Below are 24,339 nucleotides of genomic sequence, written 5' to 3' on the forward strand. Positions count from 1 at the left end.
AACCCGTCCAGGCCCGTCAGGCGCCAACAGGGGTAGCATGCGGCCTATGGGGCAGTTGCAGGGAACCTTTGGCGTGAAGCGCATCTACGATCCACCAGCGGACGACGACGGCTGCCGGGTGCTGGTGGACCGGCTTTGGCCGCGGGGGATGCCCAAGGAACAAGCGGGGATCGACCTCTGGCTCAGGGACGTAGCCCCCTCCGCTGAGCTGCGCAAGGAGTTCAACCACCGTCCCGAGCGGTTTGCGGAATTCAGCGAACGCTACCGGCTCGAACTGGACTCCAACCCGGCCGTGGAGACGCTGCTGGAACTGGCCGGCGCACGCCCGCGGATCACCCTCCTGTACGCGGCCCGCAACACAGAAGCCAATAACGCGCGTGTCCTGCTTGATTACCTCCGCGGACGTCCTGCCGGCTGAGCCCGTTAGGGTGGTGCCATGACTGAGGACTTGCAGAACAAAGCAGCACTGGTGACCGGCGCGAGCAGCGGAATCGGGGAGGCAGCGGTCCGCGCCCTGCGCGCCGACGGATGGACGGTCTTCGCCGTGGCACGCCGCGCCGAACGCCTGGCCGCCTTGGAAGGCGAGACGGGCGCCGTCGCGATCCCTGCCGACATTGCAGAGGACGACGACGTGTCCCGGCTCCTCGCGAAGGTCACCGAGGCGGGCGGCATCGACACGCTGGTCAACATCGCCGGTGGTGCCCGCGGCGCCGACAAGGTGGGTGATGCCAGCACAGCTGACTGGGAGTGGATGTACCGCGTCAACGTCCTGGGTACCATGAAGCTCACGCGCGCGTTCCTGCCGATGCTGCGTGCCACCGGCCAGGGAACGGTGCTGAACCTGACCTCCACCGCGGGCCTTGACGCCTACGAGGGCGGCGGTGGCTACAACGCCGCCAAGTTCGGCCAGCACGCCCTGACCAACGCGCTCCGCCTTGAGGAGGCCGAACACAACGTCCGCGTCATTGAAGTGGCGCCGGGACTGGTGCAGACCGAAGAGTTCGCGCTCAACCGCCTGGGGGACGCCCAGGCCGCCGGCAAGGTATACCAGGGCGTCGAGAAGCCGTTGACCGCTGAGGACGTGGCCGACGTGGTCCGCTACGCCGTCAGTGTCCCGCACCACGTCAACCTGGACCAGATCGTTATTCGGCCGGTGGCGCAGGCCGCTACCCACAAGCTGATCCGGAAGGGCTGAGCCGACCCGGAAAAGCTAGGGAACCTGGATGGTCAGGGTGGCGACCACCGCTGCGTGGTCGGTCCGCTCAACGCGGTGGACCGAATACCCGGAACCCGTGATGTCCGGGCTGGTCACCAAGTGGTCCAGCGCAATCCCCGGCAGGCGGTAGCCCCGCATCGGCCAGGTGGGCACCAGCCTGCTGCCCAGGGAGGCGGCCACGTCCACCATCGTCCGGCTGCCCCCTGTTCCGGCCAGCAGCGCCCGGAATTCCCGGTGGTCGTAGGTCGCGTTGAAGTCCCCGGCCAGCAGCAGGGGACCGGAGCCGTTGTCGGCCCTGGCCACGGTAGCCAGGTCCTTACGCCATTGATCGAGGCCATCGCCCACCGGTGCCAGGGCATGGACCGCCACTACCCGAAGGCTGCTGCCACTGCCATCTCCGAGGTCGAGCCTGGCCACAGGCATGGTGAACTGGGTGTTAGGGAGTACCCCGGTCTCCGCCAGGTTGTACGAGGAGTAGATCGCTGTGCCGCCGGCGCCATCCCTGGCGTGCGCAACCCGGTGCGGAAACAGTCCGTCCAGCCCTGCCGCCGTAAGCTTCCGGGCCAGTTCGGGCGTGTACTCCTCAACGGCCAGCAGGTCCACCCGTTCTTCACGGACCAGGGCCACGATGCCGGCGGCGTCCGCGCCGCCCAACTCCGCGTTGATGCTCATGGCAACCAGGGACACCCGCGGGCCGGCAACCTCGGCAGCAGGTTCCCGGACATCCACCGGGAAAAGCCAGAACGCCTGGCAGGCCAGCAAGGAAACGGCCGCCATCTGCTGCCACCGCCTCCGGCCCAGGAATGCCACAAGCAAGGCTGCGGCCGCCGGTGCTGCGACCCACGGTGTGAACGCCACGAGCTGGACCCCCAGCAGGGGCCAATTGGCAGGAACAGCGCGAATGACTGACACCGCTGCGACCGGGATGGCAAGCGGAATAAACAACCACCTGCAGGCCGCGGCCGCACGCCTCCGCCAAGCGGGGTGACCGGAAGCTGTCATGAGGCGAGTCTAGGCAATCGGGCAATCCTCGTCAGTACCTGGGCCAGACTGGCGTAGGCGGTAGGAGCGGATGATCAGGAGGGGACGGCCAGGGTGGCTACGACGGCCGCATGGTCCGTTTGCGGAAAACCAACGGTGTTGAAGGCGAGTACGCTGATCCCCGGGCTGACGAGGATGTGGTCGATTGCGGTGAACGGAGGCACGGGGGCGTTGGTCGGCCACGTGGGCTCAAGCCCCTTCCCGACGGACTGCGCCGCGTCCGAAAGCCCCGTCGCGAGGAGGTTCCGGAACTCAGCGTGGTCCTCGCCGGCATTGAAGTCGCCCAGCAGGACGGCGTGCCCGGCGGGAAGCCCATGCTGCAGGCCTGCCAGCTGGTTTATTTCGGAGCGCCAGACAGGCGTACGCCCGGGACGGGGAGAATCTATGTGGGCAGAAGTCAGCTGGATACCTCCACCTGTGCCGGGGAGGACGGCAATGGCCCTGGTCTGATAGAAGGACGTGCCGGGAACACGTGGCATTGGTTGTAAGGGGTAACGGGAGAAGATCGCATTACCCGTGCCTGCCCCGTCCACGTCGACGCTCCGGTAAGGGAAGTCCGCGTTTATGCGTGCTGCTTCCAGGCCCTCCAGGCCTGCAGGTGCCAGCTCAGGAAGGGCCAGGATGTCCACATCCCACTGTTTGGTTTTTGCCAGCAGGATGGCGGCGTCGACGCCCGAGGCGCCGACATTGAGTGCCATGACGGTTACCTGCCTTTCCACAGTATGGGTGCCGGCTACAGCAGCGGCACCCGGTGCTGCGGGGAGTGGACGCGCTGTTCCGGATACCGGGATGAGGCGCGGGGCCACCAATACCAGCTGGCCCAGCAGGACTCCGGTTGCGAGGGCCGCGAGGCCGGTCCGGGCAGGGCGTGGTTCCAGGCAGACGGCGGCCACTGCCGCCGCCAGCGCTGCCACGCTGGGTACCAGGCTGGCGGGAAAGAAGGACAGCAGCTGAACCCAGGGGGTGCCAAAGCCTCCTGCCCACAGGCGCACGGCGGTAAGTGCCGCACCAGGTAGCCAAAGCAGTGCAGCAACGGACCAGAATGCCCACGAGCCGGCGCGGCGCAGCCGCCAGACCCGCCCGTGGGCTGCGGAAGCGGGGGTCCCGTGCATCTGCCCATTATTGGACCCAGGAGTCGTGGGTGGTACGGGGATACTCCCTAATCCGGTCTACCGCCATACAGGGTGGAGTACCGCCGTCGGTGCCCCGGCCGCGAATGGCAATGGACGCCGCGGCAATAGTAGACTTGTCAGTGGCTTTGACCCGGCAATCACCGGTGAGCTTCCGGAAGAACGCGCGGCTGTGCATCGCAAGGCGGGCCGCGTCAGTAGAACCGGACGGGTAAGCCCGTCATAGCAGTAATGAGAGGCCGGGGCAGCGGGCGTTCCAACGGAACCCGCGGCGCCGGTAAGTGAGGTGGTACCGCGGTGGGCGTGCAGTCTTCGGGACGGCACGGCAGCCGTCCTCGCATCCTGAACGGAATGTCCGGCCCGCGCCGGGGGTTTCACCGCGCTCAACCCAGGATGTCGAAAATGACGTTTTACCCCAAGGCCTCAGCCTCCAGTACCTCTCCCAACGCCAGCGCCGGTGTATCCGCCTCCGTGAAGTTTCCGGAGATCGAAGAGCGGATCCTGAAGTACTGGGACCAGGACGGCACCTTCCAGGCCAGCATCGACCAGCGCAGCGCCGACGCTCCCGGCGGCGAGCCGGGCAGCAACGAATTCGTGTTCTATGACGGCCCGCCCTTCGCCAACGGCCTGCCGCACTACGGCCACCTCCTCACCGGCTACGCCAAGGACCTCGTGGGCCGCTACCAGACCCAGCGCGGCAAGCGCGTGGAACGCCGTTTCGGCTGGGACACCCACGGCCTGCCCGCCGAGCTTGAGGCCATGAAGCAGCTGGGGATGACGGACAAGACCCAGATCGAAGCCATGGGCATCGACAAGTTCAATGACGCCTGCCGCGCCTCCGTGATGAAGTACGCCGACGAATGGCGCAGCTACGTCACCCGCCAGGCCCGCTGGGTGGACTTCGACAACGACTACAAGACGCTCAACGTCGAGTACATGGAGTCGGTCCTCTGGGCGTTCAAACAGCTGCACGACAAGGGCCTGACGTACAACGGCTACCGGGTCCTCCCGTACTGCTGGAAGGACGAGACGCCGCTGTCCAACCATGAGCTGCGCATGGACGACGACGTCTACAAAAACCGCCAGGACCAGACCGTCACCGTCACGTTCCCCATCCTCGCAGGGGAGTCGGAGCTGTCCAGGGAGCTTGCAGGCGTGCAGGCGCTTGCCTGGACCACCACCCCCTGGACGCTGCCCACGAACGCTGCGCTCGCCGTCGGGCCTTCCATCACCTACGCCGTGCTGCCCGCTGGACCCAACGGCATCAAGGCGGCTTCCGCGGACGCACCGGTCACGGGCAGCTTCCTGCTCGCGGCGGACCTGCTGGGCAGCTACGCCAAGGACCTCGGCTACGACAGCTTCGAGGATGCGGAAGCGGCCGTCGTGTCCACCCACACCGGGGCCGAACTGGAGGGGCTGGAGTACCAGCGGCTCTGGGACGACTTCGCCGACAACGAGAAGTACGGCATGGAGAACGCCTGGCGTTTCGTCGTTGCCGACTACGTGACCACCACGGACGGAACCGGCATCGTCCACCAGGCTCCCGCCTACGGCGAAGACGACCAGAAGGTTTGCGAAGAGGCAGGCATCCCGGTGGTGCTCTCCGTTGACGAGGGCGCAAAGTTCCTGCCCTTGTTCAAGCACGGCGCCCTCCACGACATCGCGGGCCTGCAGGTCTTCGAGGCCAACAAGCCCATCACCCAGGTGCTCCGTGCGCAGGGAAGGCTGGTTCGGCAGGCCAGCTACGAGCACAGCTACCCGCACTGCTGGCGCTGCCGCAACCCCCTGATCTACCGCGCAGTGTCCTCCTGGTACGTCGAGGTCACCAAGTTCAAGGACCGGATGTCCGAACTGAACCAGGAGATCAACTGGATCCCCGGCAACGTCAAGGACGGCCAGTTCGGCAAGTGGCTGGAAAACGCCCGCGACTGGTCCATCAGCCGCAACCGCTACTGGGGCAGCCCCATCCCCGTTTGGCAGTCCAGTGACCCCGAGTACCCCCGCACCGACGTCTACGGCTCCCTGGCGGAAATCGAAGCCGACTTTGGCCGGCTGCCGCTGAACAAAGACGGACAGGTGGACCTGCACCGCCCGTTCATCGACGAGCTCACCCGGCCCAACCCGGACGACCCCCGCACGCCCGAGGAGGGCCAGTCCGTGATGCGCCGCGTCGAGGACGTCCTGGACGTCTGGTTCGACTCCGGGTCGATGCCCTACGGCCAGGTGCACTACCCGTTCCAGAACGAGGCGTGGTTCAACACCCACAACCCGGCTGACTTCATCGTGGAGTACATCGGCCAGACCCGCGGCTGGTTCTACATGCTGCACATCCTGTCGACGGCGCTGTTCGACCGGCCCGCCTTCAGGAACGTCATCAGCCACGGCATCGTGCTGGGCTCCGACGGCCAGAAGATGTCCAAGAGCCTTCGCAACTACCCGGACGTGTCCGAGGTCCTGGACCGTGACGGTTCCGACGCGATGCGCTGGTTCCTCATGTCCAGCCCCATCCTCCGCGGCGGCAACCTGATCGTCACCGAACAGGGCATCCGCGACGGCGTCCGCCAGGTCATCCTGCCGCTCTGGAACGTGTACAGCTTCTTCACCCTGTACACGAACGCGGCGAACGGCGGCACCGGCTACGAGGCGAAACTGCGCTACGAGGGCTACAACGACACGCTGGACCAGTACCTGCTGGCCAACACCGGCGACCTGGTCCGCAGCATGACCGCGCAGCTGGACACCTATGACATCTCCGGGGCCTGCGACTCGCTCCGCAGCTACCTGGACATGATCACCAACTGGTACGTCCGCCGCAGCCGCCAGCGGTTCTTCGGCGAGGACCATGACGCCTTCGACGCGCTGTTCACCGCGCTTGAGACCGTCACCCGTGCCGCGGCGTCGCTGCTGCCGCTGGTTTCGGAGGAGATCTGGCGCGGCCTGACCGGCGGCCGGTCCGTGCACCTTGCCGACTGGCCCGACGCCGACCTCTTCCCCGCGGATCCGTCCCTGGTGGAGGCCATGGACCGGGTCCAGCAGATCTGCTCCACCGGTTCCTCGCTCCGCAAAGCAGCGAACCTGCGGGTCCGCCTGCCGCTGCAGGAACTCACCGTGGTGGCACCCGGGGCGGACGCGCTGGAAGGTTTTGCCGCCGTCGTCGCCGATGAACTCAACCTCCGTTCCGTCCGCCTGCTGGATGCCGCCACCGCATCGCCGGAAGAGTTCGGCATCCAGCAGAAACTGGTGGTCAACGCCCGCGCCGCGGGCCCGCGCCTGGGCAAGAACGTCCAGGTTGCCATCAAGGGGTCCAAGTCCGGCGACTGGTCGGTGGACGACGACGGTGTGGTCACCGCCGGGGGGCTCCAGCTGGAGCCCCAGGAGTACACCTTGGAAACGGTGGTGGCGGAGTCCGACGGCGGCTCGGCAGCTGTTGCGGTGCTGCCCGGCGGCGGGTTCGTGGTCCTGAACACCGAGGTCACCCCGGAGCTGGAGGCCGAAGGCCTGGCACGCGACATGGTCCGCGCCATCCAGCAGGCCCGGAAGGACGCCGGACTGAACGTGAGCGACCGGATCCGGACCACCGTCACGGCCGCGCAGAACGTGGTTGACGCGCTGCTGGCCAACGCTGAACTGGTGAAGGGCGAGACGCTGACGGTTGACCTGGCCGCAGAGCCGGCAGATGTAGTCGAACCCGCCGTCGCGGTTGAAAAAGTGGAGGCCTAGGACATGACCGACGAATTCTCCGTGGAAAGCGTCTATGCAGAATTGCTGGGGCGGGCGCCGGAAAACAAGATGGAGCCCCGGCTCGCTCCGCTGTTCCGGGCCATGGACGTGCTCGGCGAGCCCAACAAGGCGTTCCCGATCATCCACGTGACCGGAACCAACGGCAAGACCTCCACCTCCCGGATGATCGAATCCGTGCTCCGCGCCCACGGCCTGAGCACGGGGCGCTACACCAGCCCGCACCTGTCCAAAGTCACGGAGCGGATCAGCATTGACGGGCACCCTGTTTCCGACGAGACGTTTGTCCGGATCTGGGACGAAATCCGGCCGTACCTGCAGATTGTTGACTCCGAACTGGAAGCTGAGGGCCAGCCGCGGCTGACCTACTTCGAGTGCCTCACGATCCTGGGCTTCGCCATCTTCGCCGACCAGCCCGTCAACGTGGCCGTCATCGAAGTGGGCCTGGGCGGGATCACCGACGCCACCAACGTGGGTGACGGCCAGGTCTCGGTGGTGACGCCGATCTCCTTGGACCACACGGACCTGCTGGGCGACACCACCGAGGAAATTGCCTACGAAAAGGCAGGCATCATCAAGCCCGGCGGCTTCCTGGTCAGCGCAGCCCAGCCCCTCGACGCGGCGCAGGTGCTGCTGGAGAAGGCCAAGGAAGTGGGCGTGCCGTTCCGCTTCGAGGGGGTGGAGTTCGGCGTCGAGTCACGGACGGTGGCCGTCGGCGGGCAGATGGTCACCATCCAGGGCATCGCCGGCCGCTACCCCGACCTGATGGTGCCCCTGCACGGGGCCCACCAGGCGCAGAACGCCGCCGTTGCGGTGGCCGCCCTGGAGGCGTTCTTTGGCGGGGAAAAGGAACTCGACTTCGAAGTCCTGCAGGAGGGCTTCGCGGCCGTCACGTCGCCCGGCCGCCTGGAGGTGGTGCGGACAGCGCCAACCATCATCGTTGACGCCGCCCACAACCCTGACGGCATCAAGGCCTCCGCCGCCGCGCTGCAGGAAGCGTTCACCTTTACCCGGCTGGTTCCCGTGGTGGGCGTACTCAAGGAAAAGGACGCTGAAGAGATCCTGCGCGAGCTCAAGGAATCCCTGGGGGCGGTGGCGGAGGAATACTGCTTCACCCAGTCCAACTCGCCGCGCGCCGTCCCGGCAGCCGAACTGGCCGAGCTGGCGATTGACCTGGGATTTGGCGAGGACAACGTCCACATCGCCGAGAAACTGGACGACGCGCTGGAATGGGCCGTTGAACGCGCCGAAGCCAATGACGACCTCTCCGGCGGCGTGCTGGTCACCGGCTCCATCACGCTGGTGGCCGAAGCACGGATCCTGCTCGGAAAAACGGAGGCATAACCATGGCGCGATTGACTAAAGCCCAGCGCGAATGGCGTCCCGGGACGCCGAAGAAGCGCCGCTCCACCAAGGTGCTTTTCGCCTCCACAGTGCTCCTGCTCGAAGCGTTCGTCATGTTCTTCGCCACCCTGGTGGTGTTCGGCCTGCGCCGTGGAGAGTTCCCGCCGCCGCTGATCCTTGGCGTGGGCTTTGGCCTCAGCGTGGTCATGGTCTTTGCCTGTGCAGTCCTCAACAAACCCTGGGGCATCGGCCTGGGGTGGATCCTGCAGCTCGTCCTGATCCTCACCGGCATTTTCGAGCCCGCCATGTTCATGGTGGGCGGGCTCTTTGCGGTGGCCTGGTGGTACGGCATCCGCACAGGCATCCGGCTGGACCGCGAAGCCGCGCAGCGCGCACGCGAACAGGCGGAATGGGAGGCCGCCCACCCGGACCAGGCCGCCGGTCCCGCCCAGCCCCAATCCCCGTAAGCCAGTCCCCGTAGACTTATCCCGAAACCCCACCAATGCATTGGAGCAGTTGTGACTACTGAGCGCACCCTCGTCCTGATCAAGCCCGACGGCGTCGCCCGTAACCTTTCCGGCGCCATCCTGGCCCGGATCGAAGCCAAGGGCTACAGCCTTGTGGAGCTGAAGAAGATTGAGGCCACCCGCGAACTGCTGGAGCAGCACTACGAGGAGCACGTGGGCAAGCCGTTCTACGAGCCGCTGGTGGAGTTCATGCTCAGCGGACCCGTGGTGGCGGCCATCTTCGAGGGCCACAGGGTCATCGAAGGCTTCCGCTCGCTGGCCGGCACCACGGACCCCACGACGGCGGCCCCGGGCACCATCCGCGGCGACTTCGGCCGGGACTGGGGGCTCAAGGTGCAGCAGAACCTGGTGCACGGCTCGGACTCCACTGATTCCGCGGAGCGCGAGATCAAGATCTGGTTCCAGTAACCACGGTTTCCCCCGCGAGATGACAGATAAGGCCAATGTTCACGAAGAACATTGGCCTTATCTGTCATCTCGCGGGGAGTGCGGAGGGGATTTGGGGACGGGCTGCTAGAACCCCGAGGTTCCCGCGAAGACCTGGATGAACGCGAAGAAGATGGTGGCGATGACGGCCACGTAAAGCAGTGCCGTGATGATCCAGCCGGAGTCACCCAGGATGCGGGCCGCTCCCGATGGCATGGGGATGACGCCGGCGCTGATGTTCCTGATGGTGGTCCACACGAAAAGCGGGATCATGGCCGCCCAGACGATCATGCAGAACGGGCACAGGATGTGGATGGCATACAAGGCCTGGGACCACAGCCACACCACGAACGCGAAGCCGAGCGTGACGCCCGCTTGCAGCCCCAGCCAGTACCAGCGGGCGAAGGTTGCCCCGGAAAGCAGGGCCATGCCCACTGTTATGGTGATGGCGAAGGCCACGATGCCGATGAACATATTGGGGAAACCGAACAGCGAACTTTGCCAGGTTTGCATCACCTGGCCGCAGGAGATCCAGGGATTTACGTCGCACACCGTGGTGTGGTTGGGGTCCTTCAATACTTCGAGCTTCTCCAGGACCAGGGTTCCGGAGGCCAGCCAGCCCACGATTCCGGTGATGACCAGCAGCCAGCCAAAGGGCCGGTTCCGGGTCATCCGCGATGCGTTTCCGGCAGCACTGGTCTGCGGATCGGCGGCCCGATCCTGTTCATGGGCGCTGACGGGGGAGATGCTGGGCATGGGTTTTGCGTCCTTTTCGTCCGGTGCTCCTGTGCCTGATTGTAACGCCGGCGGCTGGGGCCACCACACAGCAACGAAGAACAGCATCGCCTGCCTCCGCGGCGATCCGGCGCGTGTATGAGAGAATGAACGTGGCTGGAAGCCGATCCACATTCGGACTCCGGTCCGGTGGTTTGTTCCCAAGACCGCCAATGATGAGCAGGGCAGGCTTCGGATTCCTCCGGCACTCCCGCGACTCCATTGGGCGGCACCTGGTTGTGGTACGCAGAACAACGGGTTTTCAGAACATCCGCCGGCTCCCACGGGCTGCCGCACCCCAATGACGGTGCGAACCTGGGAGTATCCACTTGACTTCTGTCAACGCCTGCGGGTTTTGACAATATGTGCCCCAATGGGTGCCGGATGTGGCGGTACGTCAGGGGCAGGAGTGTTGCCACATATGGACAATGATCAGGAACTGGCCGTTAACGTCGATGCAGTGGCCGCGGAGGCTGCCGCTCCCAAGAAGGCCCCGCGCACGCGCCGCAAAGCGGTTCCCAAGACCGACGACGCCCTGGCAGATGCCGCCGGCAGCGCGCCGGAAGCGGCCGCCGCTGCAGTAAGAGGCGACGCACCGGCCGAGGAGGCCTCAGCACCTAAAGCTCCGGCCCGGCGCACCCGTGCCCGGAAAAAAGCGGAAGTCGCGGAACCCCTTCCCGCCTTCGCCGATGAAGCAGAGCCAGCGGCCACCGGCGCCGTCGCAACCGTTGACGCTCCGGCGGCAGCGTCCGCCGCGCCTGCTGAAACCGTTGCCGCGGAGCCTGATGCAGTCGCAACGGAAGATGCAGGAACCAAACCGGTTCGCCGCCGTCGGGTAGCCACCCGCAAGGCCGCCGCCCCGGACGCCGCACCGGCAGCCGAAGCCACGGCCACGGGTGCCGAACCAGTGGCGCCGGAAGCCAAGGACCAGGAGCCGGCCCCGGAGCAGGAGCCCGCGCAGAAAGCCGCCGCACCGGAAGCCGTGGCGGCCCAGGAGAGCCCTGAAGCGGCGAAGGACGGCGAGCCGGCCGCGGCCAGCAGCCCCTTCGGTTCCCTCTTCCTGGAGCCTGCTTCCCCCACGTCCGTGCTGTTCCAGGCACCGGACCTCAGCACGGTGGTCCGCCCCGCCGCACCCGCCGTCGAGGAGCCTGACGAGGAGGAAACCGAAGAAGCTGACGATTCGGCAGGCCGCCGGCGGCGCCGCAGCAGGGGCCGCAGGGGCCGCAGCCGCGTAGGCGATACCGCAGGCGAAGACATCGAGGACAGCGGCGCCGAGGCGGACGCCGAGGACGAGGCGGACGAGGACACTGCCGGGCAGCCGGAGGACGGCGTGACGTCCCGTCGCCGACGCCGCCGCCGCCGCGGGGACCAGGACCTTGAACTGACCGGTGGCGGGGATGATGATCCGCCCAACACGGTGACGAGGGTCCGCGCACCGCGTCCGGTCACTGAAGCGCCGGTGAACAACCGGGTGACCAGCGTGAAGGGCTCCACCCGCCTGGAAGCCAAGAAGCAGCGCCGCCGCGAATCCCGCGACACGGGCCGCCGCCGCACCGTCATCACCGAAGCCGAGTTCCTGGCGCGCCGCGAGTCTGTTGACCGGCAGATGATCGTCCGGCAGCGCGACGACAGAATCCAGATCGCCGTCCTCGAAGACGGCGTCCTGGCCGAACACTTCGTGTCCAAGACCCAGCAGGACTCGCTGATCGGCAATGTCTACCTGGGCAAGGTCCAGAACGTGCTGCCGTCCATGGAAGCGGCGTTCGTGGACATCGGGCGTGGCCGCAATGCCGTCCTGTACGCCGGCGAGGTCAACTGGGAAGCCGTCAACCTCGAGGGCAAGCAGCGCCGGATCGAAAACGCGCTGAAGTCCGGCGATACCGTCCTGGTCCAGGTGACCAAGGACCCCGTGGGCCACAAGGGCGCCCGCCTCACCAGCCAGATTTCCCTGCCCGGACGCTACCTGGTGTACGTACCCGGCGGGTCCATGACCGGCATCTCCCGCAAGCTGCCCGACGTCGAACGCAACCGCCTCAAGCGCATCCTCAAAGACCGCCTGCCCGAGCACGCCGGTGTCATTGTCCGCACCGCCGCCGAGGGCGCTTCCGAGGAAGAACTGACGCACGACATCAACCGGCTGCGCGCCCAGTGGGAAGGCATCGAAAGCCAGTCCGCGTCCACCAAGATCCTGGCTCCCGAACTGCTCTACGGCGAGCCCGACCTGACCATCAAGGTGGTCCGCGACGTTTTCAACGAGGACTTCTCCAAGCTCATTGTGTCCGGCGAGGAAGCCTGGGACACCATCGAGGCCTACGTCACCTACGTTGCGCCGGACCTGGTGGGACGCCTTGAAAAGTGGACCAAGGACCAGGACATCTTCTCCGCCTGGCGCATCGACGAGCAGATCCACAAGGCCCTTGAACGGAAGGTCTTCCTGCCGTCCGGTGGCTCGCTGGTGATTGACCGCACCGAGGCCATGACCGTGGTGGACGTCAACACGGGCAAGTTCACCGGCAGCGGCGGCAACCTTGAGGAAACCGTCACCAAGAACAACCTCGAAGCCGCCGAGGAAGTGGTGCGCCAGCTGCGGCTGCGCGACATCGGCGGAATCATCGTGATCGACTTCATCGACATGGTGCTCGAATCCAACCGCGACCTGGTCCTGCGGCGCATGGTGGAGTGCCTGGGCCGCGACCGGACCAAGCACCAGGTCGCCGAGGTGACCTCGCTCGGGCTGGTCCAAATGACCCGCAAGCGCATGGGTACCGGGCTGCTGGAAGTCTTCGGCGAGCAGTGCGAGGCCTGCGCCGGCCGGGGTGTGGTGACCCACGACGACCCCGTGGAGCACCGCCGTGCCAACATCGTGGCAGCCGAGCACCACGTTCAGCGCACCGACAACCGGCCCGAGGCCCGCGGGGAAGCCCACCGGGCCGAAGGACAGCGGACGGACAACACCCAGCCCGGTGTCCGTTCCGAGCGTAAACGGCGGCGCGGACGCGGCGGCCAGCAGCCCGAGCCCGCCCCGGCAGCTGCCGTCCACGTCCACACCGTCCAGCCGGACCCGTCGGATGCTGAGCGGCACGCCAAGGCAGAGGCAACCAGGCTTGCCCTGGCGAACATCGCCGCTGCCGCCCACGCAGCACACCTGCACGATGACGAGGTGGCAGCAGCCCGGCAGGTGCCGTTGGTCCAGGCAGTGCCGGCTCCTGAGGAGGAGAAGCACGACGCCGATGCCCCGGGGCGTCCCGCAGCCGTCCTGACCTTCGGCGGTGAGAAAGTCCCGCTTCCGTTCGTGGAGCACGCCGAGGAGCAGCATCCCAAGCCCGCCCTTACCCTGGACAGGCTCGCGGAAGCGTTCGCCCACCTCGGGCAGCCGGCGTCCCCGGTGGAGAGCGCGCCCGCCAAGGCCGCAGATGCCGTGCAGGCAGCTGAACAGGCAGCGCCGGAACGGCAGCCTGACGGCGGGGGAGCGGAAGCCCGTCCCATCGTGGAAACGCCCGCCGAAAAGGACTACACCGACCACACGCTGGAACAGTCCCGGCAACGCAGGCCGCGGCGCCACCGCGGCGCCAGCCGCGCCCAGGGCGCCGCCAATGCCACCGCTGTCCAGCACCACGAGAACGTCCAGGCAGCCGCCACGGGCCACTCGCACGCCGCGAAGGCACCCGAACCGGCAAAACAGCAGCCTACCCTTGCGGAACCGGGCAAGGCGGCAGAGGAGCCCATCATCCTCGGCGTCGGCGTGCCTGCCTCGGAGCTCTAGGCCCGGGAGTTCCAGCCCGCGCAGCAGCGCATCATCCAGGAATCCCCGTTCTGCGGACAGTTCCCCCGGTAAATACAGGGGGAGTTGTCCGCAGGGCGGGGATTTCTGCATGCGGCAGGAGCTCACCCGTGCCGCAGGTGCCGTCACCTTTCCTTCGCGCGCACCCCAGCAGCTAGGCTGGAAACCGACACGGGGTGCCGCGCAGAAGGCCGGCTGAGATCCAGACCCGTTGAACCTGTCCGGCTAGTACCGGCGAAGGGATGTCTTTTGTCTTCGACCATTTCCACGGCCCTGCCAGCAGCGTCCGAGGCTCCTTCAGGGCTCCCCACGGGCCGCGACGTACCACGGGTCCTCTCCATCGCGGGCTCCGATCCGTCCGGCGGCGCAGGCATCCAGGCGGACCTCAAAAGCATTGCTGCCCACGGTGGATACGGCATGGCTGCCATTACCGCCCTGACTGCACAGAACACGCGGGGCGTGCAGGCCGTCCATGTTCCTCCGGCGGCGTTCCTGGCCCAGCAACTGGATGCCGTCAGCGACGACATCAGCATCGACGCCGTCAAGATCGGCATGCTGGGTGACGAGGCGGTGATCCGCACAGTCCGGCAATGGCTCGAAAAGGTTCGTCCCGCCGTCGTGGTCCTGGACCCGGTGATGGTAGCCACCAGCGGTGACCGGCTGCTGAAGGAATCCGCCGAAGCGGCCCTCCGGGAACTGTTGCCCCTTGCCCATCTCATCACCCCCAACCTGCCGGAGCTTGCCATGCTGGTGGGCGGGGAACCTGCCGAGAGCTGGGTGGCGGCGCTGGACCAGGGCCGGCGCCTGGCGGATGCCACCGGGGCCACCGTGCTGGTCAAGGGCGGCCATCTGGCGGGAACAGAGTGCCCCGACGCGCTGGTCAACACCGCGGGACTCCTGATGCAGGACGTCGTGGAAGTTCAGGGCCCGCGGATCTCCACACGCAACAGCCACGGCACCGGCTGTTCCCTGTCCTCTGCGATGGCCACGGTGCAGGCACGCCTGGGTGACTGGGAGGCATCGCTGCGGACGGTCAAGCCCTGGCTGGCCGGCGCACTTGAGAGCTCGGGCCAGCTGGAGGTAGGCCAGGGGAACGGGCCCGTGCACCACTTCCACCATATGCGGCCGGCCCTGGAAGAGGGTGGCTTCGCAGCCCTTCTGTGGGCGGAAGCGCAACAGGACCTGGCAGCCATCTATGCACTGGACTTCATCCACGGCCTGGCCTCCGGCGACCTTGCCGAGACGGATTTTGCCTACTACCTGGCCCAGGATGCCCTGTACCTCAACGGCTACTCCCGGGTGCTGGCCCGGGCCAGCGCCCTGGCCCCGTCCGAAGCCGAGCAGTTGTTCTGGGCCGGGTCCGCCCGGCAGTGCCTTGAGGTGGAATCGGAACTCCACCGCTCGTGGCTCAGCACCCGCCCGGCCCGGAACGGACTCGGCCCCGTCACCAAGTCCTACGTCGACCACCTCACCGCAGCGTCGGCGTCGGGCAGTTATGCGGTCCTGGCAGCCGCCGTCCTGCCCTGTTTCTGGCTCTACGCCGAGGTTGGCGAAAAGCTGCATGCCCGGTTCCTTGCGTCAGGCGAGCCCGATGGGCATGCCTACGCAGCCTGGCTTCGCACGTACGCCGACGAGGGCTTTGCCGAAGCCACCCGCCAGGCCATTGCCATCGTGGACGCGGCGGGCCGGAAGGCCTCAGACCACGAAAGGGAAGCGATGGTGACGGCGTTCAAGCAGTCCTGCCGCCTGGAAGTGGAATTCTTCGACGCGCCGAGGCTGCATTCCTGACGATTGCGGGCAATGCCGCCGGTATCATGGAAAAGCACGGTTGCGGTGCTGCCTGCCGGGGTGTGGTTCCTACCACAGCCGGCCCGCCGGAACCAGCCTCATTTGCGACCGAAGACGGATTTAGCGTATTCTGGATCTTCGGTGCTTACGCCAACACTTGGGTTATGACCCCACGGCGTTGAGGCACAGCGGGGACCCAGGCTTTTCCAAGATCGGTTCCGCACGCAAATTTTGTAATAAACGTCGAGAGAAGTGAGTTCCCAAGTGGTGTACGCGATTGTCCGCGCAGGCGGCCGCCAAGAGAAGGTTTCCGTTGGAGACTTCGTTACCCTGAACCGCGTCGCCGGTGGAGCCGGCAGTACCATTGAGCTGCCCGCACTGCTCCTGGTTGATGGTGACAAGGTCACCTCCGCTGCCGCTGACCTGGCCAAGGTAACTGTTACGGCTGAAATCCTCCAGGACCTGCGTGGTCCTAAGATTGTCATCCAGAAGTTCAAGAACAAGACCGGCTACAAGAAGCGCCAGGGTCACCGTCAGGAATTGACCAAGGTCAAGATCACTGACATCAAGTAACCGCCGGTTACTGTTCAGGTATTTCAACAGATTCCCCAGAATTTAGAGGCAGGCATTTCAGATGGCACATAAAAAGGGCGCGAGCTCCACTCGCAACGGTCGCGATTCCAACGCTCAGTACCTCGGCGTCAAGCGCTTCGGCGGCCAGGTAGTTTCCGCAGGCGAGATCATCGTCCGCCAGCGTGGCACCCACTTCCACCCGGGCGCCGGCGTTGGCCGTGGCGGCGATGACACCCTGTTCGCCCTGACCCCGGGCGCCGTTGAATTCGGCACCCGCCGCGGTCGTCGCGTGGTCAACATCGTTGCTGCTGCAGCTGCAGAGTAACAACCAGTTCTGAAGCGGTGGAGCGGGCCTGAGGGTCCGCTCCACTGTTCTTTTAACCGCATTACAATCGATGTGGCGTCCCCGGGCGCCACATGAAGAGCATCTGAGGAGATCCACGTGGCCAGCTTTGTAGACCGGGTAGTACTGCATGTATCCGGCGGAACCGGCGGCCACGGATGCGTCTCCGTCCACCGCGAGAAGTTCAAGCCGCTGGGCGGCCCCGACGGCGGCAACGGCGGCGACGGCGGCGACGTGATCCTCCGCGTCGACCACCAGACCACCACGCTCCTGGACTACCACCACGCACCCCACCGGCACGCCAGCAACGGCGGGCCCGGCATGGGTGACTGGCGCGGCGGCAAGAACGGCGAGACCCTTGTCCTGCCTGTACCGGACGGCACAGTAGTCAAGACCAAGGACGGCGAAGTCCTGGCGGACCTCGTGGGCGAAGGTACCGAGTTCGTGGCAGCCGCCGGAGGCCTGGGCGGGCTGGGCAACGCGGCCCTCTCTTCACAGAAACGCCGCGCCCCCGGGTTTGCGCTGCTGGGCATCGAAGGCGACTCCCGCGACGTCGTCCTCGAACTGAAGTCCATCGCCGATATCGCGCTGGTGGGCTTCCCGTCCGCCGGCAAGTCCAGCCTTATCGCTGCCATGTCCGCGGCTCGCCCCAAGATCGCCGACTATCCGTTCACTACGCTGGTTCCGAACCTTGGCGTCGTGCAGGCCGGCGACGTGCGGTTCACCATCGCCGACGTTCCCGGCCTCATCGAAGGCGCCAGCGAGGGACGTGGGCTGGGGCACCACTTCCTGCGACACGTGGAACGCTGCGCTGCACTGGTCCACGTCCTTGACTGCGGCACGCTCGAATCCGAGCGGGACCCGCTCTCGGACCTGGCCATTATCGAGGGCGAACTGGAGAAGTACGCCGTCGACATGAGCTACGCAGGCCAGGACGGCGAAGTGGTTCCCCTGAACCATCGGCCGCGGCTGGTTGCACTGAACAAGGTGGACCTGCCCGACGGCAAGGACATGGCCGAGTTCGTGCGTCCGGAACTCGAATCGCGCGGCTACCGCGTCTTCGAGGTGTCGGCCACCAGCCACGAGGGCCTGCGCCAGCTCGGCTTCGCCATGGCGGAGATCGTCAAAGCCGCACGCGATGCCGTCGCGGCTGCCCCGCCGAAGGTCCAGCCCGCCGTGCTGCGGCCCCGTGCCGTCAACGAAGCCGGATTCAAGATCCGCCGCGAGGAAAAGAACCTTGAACCGCTGTTCCGCGTCTTGGGCGAAAAGCCGGAGCGCTGGGTCAAGCAGACCGACTTCACCAACGAGGAAGCAATCGGCTACCTGGCGGACCGGCTTGCCAAACTCGGAGTGGAAACAGAACTGTTCAAGCAAGGCGCTAAACCGGGCGACACGGTGGTCATCGGTGAAGATGACGGCGTTGTCTTCGACTGGGAGCCCACCATGATGGCAGGGGCGGAACTCCTGGCCTCGCCGCGCGGCACCGACGTCCGATTCGCCGATATCGGTGACCGTCCCACCCGCAGCCAGAAGCGCGAGGAGCAGCAGGAGCGCCGGGATGCCAAGGCCGCCGCCCGCGCCGAGCTTGAGGCGGAGCGAAAGGCCGGGATCTGGACGGAATCCGTCAGTGGACGCCGTGCCGCCCAGCCCCTCCAGGAAAGCGGGATGGAAGCGGACGATGACCTCTAGGGGCGTGGCCGCGGAGCCGGCTGGGCATGCCGTGGACAGAAGTGCACTGGCGGGTGCCCGCCGGATCGTCGTGAAGGTGGGGTCCTCTTCCCTGACCAGCATCAAGGGCGGTATCTCGGAGGAATCACTTACCGCCCTGGCCGACGCGTTGGCGGCCAAACGCAATGCGGGGGCCGACATCATCCTGGTGTCCTCCGGGGCCATCGCCGCCGGGCTGGCTCCGCTTGGGCTGCCCAAGCGTCCCCGCGACCTCGCCACCCAGCAGGCCGCAGCCAGCGTGGGCCAGGGGCTGCTGATGGCCCGTTACACGCAGGCTTTCGGCGCTCACGGCGTCACCGTCAGCCAGGTCCTGCTCACGGCCGAGGACCTGATGCGCCGCAGCCAGCATTCCAATGCCCTCCGGGCCATGGACCGGTTGCTGGCCCTTGGAGTGGTCCCCGTGGTGAACGAAAACGACACCGTAGCCACCCACGAAATCCGCTTCGGTGACAACGACCGGCTCGCCGCCCTGGTGGCGCACCTTGTGCGTGCCGATGCACTCGTGCTGCTGTCCGACGTCGACTCCCTCTATGACGGTCCGCCCGCCCAGGGTGCCAAGCGCATACCCCTGGTCACCGGCGTACACGACCTCGAAGGCGTTTCCATCGGCAAAGCGGGCAAGGCCGGGGTGGGCACCGGGGGAATGATGACCAAAGTGGAAGCCGCCAGCATGGCGGCAGGCTCGGGAATCCACGCCCTGGTGACCTCCACACCCAACGCAGCCGCGGCCCTGAACGGCGAGGACGTCGGCACGTGGTTCTCCGCCAACGGCTCCCGCAAACCGGTCCGCCTCCTGTGGCTGGCCCACGTTGCCTCGGTGCAGGGCAGGCTGGTCCTGGACGAAGGGGCGGTGCGCGCGGTGCGGCATCACCGCACGTCCCTCCTGCCGGCGGGCATCTCCGCGGTTCACGGCGACTTTGAAGCGGGCGACGCCGTGGAGCTGGCAGGTGCCGACGGCACCGTTGTTGCCCGTGGACTGGTGAACTATTCCTCCGATCAACTGCCCCGGATGCTCGGACGGTCCACGCGGGAGCTGGGCGAGGAACTGGGCACGGGCTATGACCGTGAAGTTGTTCATGTTGATGACCTGGTGCTGGTCTGAGCCGCCGGCTCGCCTAAACTTGGAGCATGACTGAAGCCTTGACCCATACCGCTGAAAATTCCGGAATCACTGCTGCGCAGGCACAGCCGGGTGCCTCAGCGGAACCGGGATCAGCTGAGGCGCCGTTCGCCACTCCAGGCGTGGAAGCGGCTGTCCACGCGATCGCCGACCGGTCGCGCCACGCCGCCCGCCGGATGGCCACGGCCAACCGGGCCTGGAAGGACCGTGCCCTCCGCGCCGTCGGGGCTGCCCTGCAGGAGAACGCGCCGGCCATCCTTGCGGCCAACGCCATGGATGTGGACCGGGGCAAGGCCAATGGCACCTCCGCGGCACTCCTGGACCGGCTCACCCTTACCGAAACCCGCGTTGCCGGACTGGTGGCTGCCCTTGAAAACCTGGCCAACCTCCCCGACCCCGTCGGCAATGTGGTGCGCGGCCAGACCCTTCCCAACGGGCTCCGCCTGCGGCAGGTAAACGTGCCCATGGGCGTGGTGGCAGCAATCTACGAGGCACGGCCCAACGTCACCGTGGACATCGCCGGACTGGCGCTCAAGAGCGGCAATGCAGTCATCCTGCGCGGCGGCAGTGCTGCCGAGGCCACCAACCAGGTCCTGGTGCGTGTGCTCCGCGAGGCCCTGGAATCCGTGGGCCTTCCTGCCGATGCCGTGCAAACAGTTGACCAGTTCGGCCGTGCCGGTGCCAACGTCCTGATGAAGGCCCGCGGACGGGTGGACGTGCTGATCCCGCGCGGCGGCCGGGACCTGATCCAGGCGGTGGTCACCAACTCCGCTGTGCCCGTCATAGAGACGGGGGAGGGTAACGTCCACATCTTCCTTGATGAGTCGGCTGACGAGAACATGGCCGTCGAGATCCTGCTCAACGCCAAGACCCAGCGGCCCAGTGTCTGTAACACCGTGGAGACACTGCTGGTCCATTCGGGTTCAACGGTGCTGCCCGCGGTGGCCGCCGCCTTGCGTGCAGCAGGTGTCCGGCTGCACGTCGACGGGCGCATCAGTGCCGCGCTCCCCGCCGCGATCGAAACCGAGCCGGCCACGGACGTGGACTGGGGCACCGAGTACATGGACCTGGACCTGGCTGTGGCCATGGTGGACAGCCTGGACGAAGCCGTCCAGCACATCCGTACCTGGTCCACCGGGCACACCGAAGCGATCCTCACCAACAGCCTTTCCAACGCCGAACGGTTTATCGCGGAGGTGGATTCCGCGGCGGTCATCGTCAACGCCTCCACCCGCTTTACCGACGGCGGGGAACTGGGCCTTGGAGCCGAGGTTGGCATCTCCACCCAGAAGCTGCATGCCCGCGGCCCCATGGGCCTGACCGAGCTCACCACCACGAAGTGGATTGTCCAGGGCGAAGGCCAGGTCCGCGCGTAGCAACGCGGTAACATAGACCAGAACCCGGAAAGCAGCGGAAGGTTCCGCTGCCCGTAAATCCTTGAACAAGGGGAGAAAATGCTGCTCCAGCAGATTGCCACGTCCGTCGCCGCCGCAGGTGAATCAGGTCATGAGGTGCCTGCGCCCCTGTGGGTCGAACCGTGGGTGTTTGGCGTGTCCATGTTCGGCATCCTGGTGGTGCTGATGTTCATCGCCTGGTCGTACAACAACCTGGGCAACCGCCACGCCGCCACGGATGAGCATGCTGATCCCCACCGCCAGCACCCCAACAAGCACGATCGCGGGCAGGGCCACTAAGATTTCCCACAACCTGCACCGCAATGGTGCCCGGGGGAGGCTGCGGCTGGGCGTGATGGGCGGGACATTCGATCCCATCCACCACGGCCACCTTGTCGCGGCCAGCGAAGTCGCGGCGGAGTTCGACCTTGACGAGGTGGTCTTCGTCCCCACCGGGCAGCCATGGCAAAAGTCCCATAAACAGGTCAGCGAGCCCGAGCACCGCTACCTCATGACCGTTATTGCCACGGCCTCCAATCCGCGCTTCACCGTCAGCCGTGTCGACGTCGACCGTCCCGGTCCCACCTACACCATCGACACCCTGCGCGACCTCCGGGCACAGCGCCCCGACGCCGACCTTTTCTTCATCACCGGCGCGGACGCCCTGGCGCAGATCCTGTCCTGGAAGGACATTGACGAGCTGTGGTCGCTGGCCCACTTCGTGGGAGTCACACGGCCCGGGCACGTCCTTGACGGCATGGGCCGTGACGACGTCAGCCTCCTGGAAGTTCCGGCCATGGCCATTTCTTCGACCGACTGCCGTGCCCGCGTGGCCTCGAACAGCCCAGTCTGGTACCTGGTCCCTGACGGGGTAGTCCAGTACATCGCCAAGTACGGCCTGTATTCCGACGCGCCCGCAACCACGGATGAGCCAACTTCCGAAGCACGCGAACCCGCCAGTACCGAGTGAGTCCCCTATGAGTCAGGAACAGCCTCCAATCCGCAGCCGCCGGGAACTCCGGAAGGCCAGGGACGCCCAACAGGACACCCTGCCTGCCACGGAGCAGCGCCCGCCTGCCGCCATCCGGCCGGCCGACAGCACGCCCGCACCGGCAGGACAGGCCTCCCGCCCCGGCCCGGATGCAGGTGCCGCTTCCGCAACGCGCCCCCAGCAGGCAGCAGACTCGACGTCCACGCAGCGCTCCTCCCAGATCCGCGCGCGCGACCGCGCCGCGCTGCGCACCATCAAGGAGCTGGAGGAAAAGGAAGGGCAGCTTGCTTCCGGGGGACCACCCACTCGGCGCCAGCTGCGGTTGCAGCAGCTCAAGGAGCAGGCACTCACGGCCGCCATTTCCGTGGTTCCGCCCGCCGCAGCTGCGGCCGCTACCGCGACGCCTGAAACCGCAAGGGGCAGCGGGGCGGGGCGCAGGGATGAAAGTCCAGTGCCGGCGCCGGAGAGCGCCCCGGAGGGCATGACCGTTGAACAGGCCCTGGAAGCGCGGGCACTGATTGCCGCGCAGGCCAGGAACCAGATCGCGAAGATGGAGCATATCGCCTCCACGGATCCGGAGGCCGTGGATCCGGAGATCCTTGCTGAGCAAATCGCCCTGGCTGAACGGGCCGCTGTCATGAACCGCCGCGCCATGGCCCGGCAGAAGCTGGCCGAACAGGCGGGCAGTCCTGCCGGCCCGGCCAAGGATTCCGCCTCCAAGGACAAGCCCGGCCCGTCCACCGCCAGCAACCTGGCCATGGTGACGCCGCTTGAGTTCGTGCAGGTGCCCGGCGTCGAACGTCCAGTGATGAAGCCGCCGGCCACCTCACATGTCCCGGTCACCACCAGGCCCGGCACCAGGGTTCCGGCCGGTGGCAAACGGAAACCTGCCGCCCGTCCCAAGGCACCCGCCACTGACTCCGCCTCCGGCCGCTCCCAAGTCATTGCGCGTGCGGAGGCAGCGGCCAAGGCTGCCAGCCGTCCCACAGTGGCTTCGCGGGCGGAGAACCAGGCGGGGGACCTTTTTGAGGATCTTCCCCGGGTTCCAGCCCGGTCCGCCTACGGCCTTGATCCCCTGGATGCGGCCACTGCAGGCCTTACCAGGGCCCGCCGGAACCGTATCCTCCAGTTCTGCATTCTTGCGTTCGGGGTCCTGGCCCTCATTGCCGGCATCATCCTGATCGTCAGCGGAATGTCCCGCTGACCCGCCAGCCGGCACCAACACTTAACCCAAACAAGGAGTCCCTGTGACTGCAACAGAATCGTCCATTTCCATAGCCCGCACCGCCGCCAAGGCTGCTGCCGACAAGATTGCCCAAGACATCGTCGCCATGGACGTGAGCGAACGCCTGGCCCTGGCTGACGTTTTCCTCATCGCGTCGGCACCCAGCGAACGCCAGGTCAACGCCATCGTGGACGGCATCGAGGAAGAACTCGCCAAGCAGGACCTGCGCCCGGTGCGCCGTGAAGGCCGGTCCGGCGGCCGGTGGGTCCTGCTGGACTATGCCGACGTTGTGATCCATGTCCAGCACGAGGAAGACCGCGTGTTCTACGCCCTGGAGCGGCTTTGGAAGGACTGCCCCGTGGTGGACCTGCAGCTTGGCGACGACGCATCAGCCAAAGCCGGTGCGGTAGCCGATAGCGAGTAGGCTCCCGCCGAACGGTGAATATTCCCGATTTGGAATTTTCGGAATTGCTGTTCTAAGATATTTGAGTTGCTTCGGGGGAGACCCTGGAGAAAGCTCTTACGGAGCGGCAACAATCCGGGGCTGTGGCGCAGCTGGTAGCGCACCTGCATGGCATGCAGGGGGTCAGGGGTTCGAGTCCCCTCAGCTCCACCGGCAAGTCCGCCGGAATCATCATGGTTCCGGCGGACTTTTTTGTTTCCCCCTGCCGGTATCCTCCATCACCTCCTGCAGGAAATCGGGAAACGCTCCATCACTTGTTGGGGATCGCTGCAGTGTGGCCGGGCGGCTGCGGCAGCGCCGCCGTCGAACATCATCAGGAGCTGATGGAGGGTTGGGGAAAGAGCCGCAGGAACTGATGGAGGGTTGGGGAAAGTGATGGCGCAGGGCCGCCGGGATCCGCGGCTGCAGGGTGGAGGAGGCCGGTTCCTGGTCCGTTGGACGCCGATTGGCGTGTAGCGAAAAAGTGCATTACTCTGGTCAGGTTGCTTCGGGGAATTCGGCCGGAAGTGACAAGAGTACGGGGCTGTGGCGCAGCTGGTAGCGCACCTGCATGGCATGCAGGGGGTCAGGGGTTCGAGTCCCCTCAGCTCCACCGGTACACCGAAAATGGGGCTCTTCGCATTTAGGCATGGTTGGTCTGGTTGATCCGGTAGGGGCGGTGGCCGCCGGCGGCGAGTAGGCATCTGAGTCTGTAGTTGGTGAAGTCGCGGAAGCCGCGGGCGATTCTGCGGGTGGTT

20 protein-coding genes, 2 tRNA genes and 1 riboswitch are annotated in these 24,339 nt (G+C 66.4%); of the genes, 19 read left to right on the forward strand and 3 right to left on the reverse strand.

The genetic code is table 11. The features are described 5' to 3' along the window. Window positions 1-37 precede the first annotated feature (37 nt). Both IEW19_RS15825 and IEW19_RS15830 read left to right on the forward strand, forming a co-directional pair. On the forward strand, window positions 38-418 hold the full coding sequence (locus tag IEW19_RS15825) for a DUF488 domain-containing protein (RefSeq protein WP_229748507.1): 381 nt from the start codon (window positions 38-40) through the stop codon (window positions 416-418). 18 nt (window positions 419-436) lie between these two features. Further along, window positions 437-1,195, forward strand: a complete 759-nt coding sequence (locus tag IEW19_RS15830; RefSeq protein WP_188572564.1) for an SDR family oxidoreductase — start codon at window positions 437-439, stop codon at window positions 1,193-1,195. 15 nt (window positions 1,196-1,210) lie between these two features. Here the strand turns inward: IEW19_RS15830 and IEW19_RS15835 are convergent, their stop codons facing one another. Together IEW19_RS15835 and IEW19_RS15840 are read right to left on the reverse strand one after the other, a co-directional pair. Then, on the reverse strand, window positions 1,211-2,218 hold the full coding sequence (locus tag IEW19_RS15835; RefSeq protein WP_188572565.1) for an endonuclease/exonuclease/phosphatase family protein: 1,008 nt from the start codon (window positions 2,216-2,218) through the stop codon (window positions 1,211-1,213). 74 nt (window positions 2,219-2,292) lie between these two features. Then, entirely contained in the window at window positions 2,293-3,369 is a 1,077-nt protein-coding gene (locus tag IEW19_RS15840; RefSeq protein ID WP_188572566.1) for an endonuclease/exonuclease/phosphatase family protein, read from the reverse strand. A 420-nt stretch (window positions 3,370-3,789) separates the two neighbouring features. On the opposite strand from IEW19_RS15840, the gene ileS reads away from it, so the two are divergent. Genes ileS through ndk form a run of 4 tightly spaced genes read left to right on the forward strand, consistent with a single transcriptional unit; the run spans window position 3,790 to window position 9,404 of the window. Beyond that, window positions 3,790-7,107 carry an isoleucine--tRNA ligase gene (ileS, locus tag IEW19_RS15845; RefSeq protein WP_188572567.1) on the forward strand — a complete coding sequence of 1,106 codons (3,318 nt, stop codon included), beginning with the start codon at window positions 3,790-3,792 and terminating at the stop codon, window positions 7,105-7,107. A 3-nt stretch (window positions 7,108-7,110) separates the two neighbouring features. Beyond that, window positions 7,111-8,469 carry a bifunctional folylpolyglutamate synthase/dihydrofolate synthase gene (locus IEW19_RS15850; protein WP_188572568.1) on the forward strand — a complete coding sequence of 453 codons (1,359 nt, stop codon included), beginning with the start codon at window positions 7,111-7,113 and terminating at the stop codon, window positions 8,467-8,469. 2 nt (window positions 8,470-8,471) lie between these two features. After that, window positions 8,472-8,936: a DUF4233 domain-containing protein gene (locus IEW19_RS15855; protein WP_188572569.1), complete on the forward strand. Its 465-nt coding sequence runs from the start codon at window positions 8,472-8,474 to the stop codon at window positions 8,934-8,936. Between the two features lie 51 nt (window positions 8,937-8,987). After that, complete coding sequence (gene ndk / locus IEW19_RS15860; RefSeq protein ID WP_188572570.1) at window positions 8,988-9,404, forward strand: nucleoside-diphosphate kinase; 417 nt, start codon at window positions 8,988-8,990, stop codon at window positions 9,402-9,404. A 105-nt stretch (window positions 9,405-9,509) separates the two neighbouring features. Here the strand turns inward: ndk and IEW19_RS15865 are convergent, their stop codons facing one another. Continuing rightward, complete coding sequence (locus tag IEW19_RS15865; RefSeq protein WP_188572571.1) at window positions 9,510-10,178, reverse strand: vitamin K epoxide reductase family protein; 669 nt, start codon at window positions 10,176-10,178, stop codon at window positions 9,510-9,512. 439 nt (window positions 10,179-10,617) lie between these two features. Here IEW19_RS15865 and IEW19_RS15870 point away from each other — a divergent pair, with 439 nt between their 5' ends. The 13 genes from IEW19_RS15870 to IEW19_RS15930 all read left to right on the forward strand — a co-directional run bounded on the left by IEW19_RS15870 (window position 10,618) and on the right by IEW19_RS15930 (window position 24,194). Further along, a complete protein-coding gene (locus IEW19_RS15870; RefSeq protein ID WP_188572572.1) occupies window positions 10,618-13,959 on the forward strand; it encodes an Rne/Rng family ribonuclease in 3,342 nt (1,113 codons plus the stop codon). A gap of 180 nt (window positions 13,960-14,139) precedes the next feature. Further along, window positions 14,140-14,237: riboswitch (TPP riboswitch) on the forward strand. 13 nt (window positions 14,238-14,250) lie between these two features. Next, a complete protein-coding gene (gene thiD, locus IEW19_RS15875) occupies window positions 14,251-15,765 on the forward strand; it encodes a bifunctional hydroxymethylpyrimidine kinase/phosphomethylpyrimidine kinase (protein WP_188572580.1) in 1,515 nt (504 codons plus the stop codon). Between the two features lie 264 nt (window positions 15,766-16,029). After that, window positions 16,030-16,338 (forward strand): 50S ribosomal protein L21, encoded by a 309-nt coding sequence (gene rplU / locus IEW19_RS15880; RefSeq protein ID WP_188572581.1) that lies wholly within the window; start codon window positions 16,030-16,032, stop codon window positions 16,336-16,338. 61 nt (window positions 16,339-16,399) lie between these two features. Beyond that, on the forward strand, window positions 16,400-16,663 hold the full coding sequence (rpmA, locus tag IEW19_RS15885; protein WP_009372867.1) for a 50S ribosomal protein L27: 264 nt from the start codon (window positions 16,400-16,402) through the stop codon (window positions 16,661-16,663). 117 nt (window positions 16,664-16,780) lie between these two features. Then, on the forward strand, window positions 16,781-18,370 hold the full coding sequence (obgE, locus tag IEW19_RS15890; RefSeq protein WP_188572573.1) for a GTPase ObgE: 1,590 nt from the start codon (window positions 16,781-16,783) through the stop codon (window positions 18,368-18,370). Then, on the forward strand, window positions 18,360-19,511 hold the full coding sequence (gene proB, locus IEW19_RS15895) for a glutamate 5-kinase (protein WP_188572574.1): 1,152 nt from the start codon (window positions 18,360-18,362) through the stop codon (window positions 19,509-19,511). Before obgE ends, proB begins: the two co-directional genes overlap by 11 nt. A 26-nt stretch (window positions 19,512-19,537) precedes the next feature. After that, window positions 19,538-20,905, forward strand: a complete 1,368-nt coding sequence (locus IEW19_RS15900; RefSeq protein WP_188572575.1) for a glutamate-5-semialdehyde dehydrogenase — start codon at window positions 19,538-19,540, stop codon at window positions 20,903-20,905. Window positions 20,906-20,983: 78 nt separating this feature from the next. After that, complete coding sequence (locus tag IEW19_RS15905) at window positions 20,984-21,223, forward strand: hypothetical protein (protein WP_188572576.1); 240 nt, start codon at window positions 20,984-20,986, stop codon at window positions 21,221-21,223. Next, window positions 21,174-21,893 carry a nicotinate-nucleotide adenylyltransferase gene (gene nadD, locus IEW19_RS15910; RefSeq protein WP_373283617.1) on the forward strand — a complete coding sequence of 240 codons (720 nt, stop codon included), beginning with the start codon at window positions 21,174-21,176 and terminating at the stop codon, window positions 21,891-21,893. The genes IEW19_RS15905 and nadD overlap by 50 nt, the downstream gene beginning before the upstream one ends. A gap of 7 nt (window positions 21,894-21,900) precedes the next feature. Next, window positions 21,901-23,118, forward strand: a complete 1,218-nt coding sequence (locus tag IEW19_RS15915) for a hypothetical protein (RefSeq protein ID WP_188572577.1) — start codon at window positions 21,901-21,903, stop codon at window positions 23,116-23,118. Between the two features lie 43 nt (window positions 23,119-23,161). Continuing rightward, the gene (rsfS, locus tag IEW19_RS15920; RefSeq protein WP_188572578.1) at window positions 23,162-23,563 is read left to right on the forward strand and encodes a ribosome silencing factor; all 402 of its coding nucleotides are present in this window, start codon (window positions 23,162-23,164) and stop codon (window positions 23,561-23,563) included. A gap of 116 nt (window positions 23,564-23,679) precedes the next feature. Beyond that, window positions 23,680-23,752: transfer RNA gene (locus IEW19_RS15925), tRNA-Ala, on the forward strand. Window positions 23,753-24,121: 369 nt separating this feature from the next. Continuing rightward, window positions 24,122-24,194 (forward strand) — tRNA-Ala (locus IEW19_RS15930). Window positions 24,195-24,339: the final 145 nt, after the last annotated feature.

Origin of the sequence: Arthrobacter liuii (genome assembly GCF_014639275.1) — a bacterium.
Classification (GTDB): domain Bacteria; phylum Actinomycetota; class Actinomycetes; order Actinomycetales; family Micrococcaceae; genus Arthrobacter; species Arthrobacter liuii.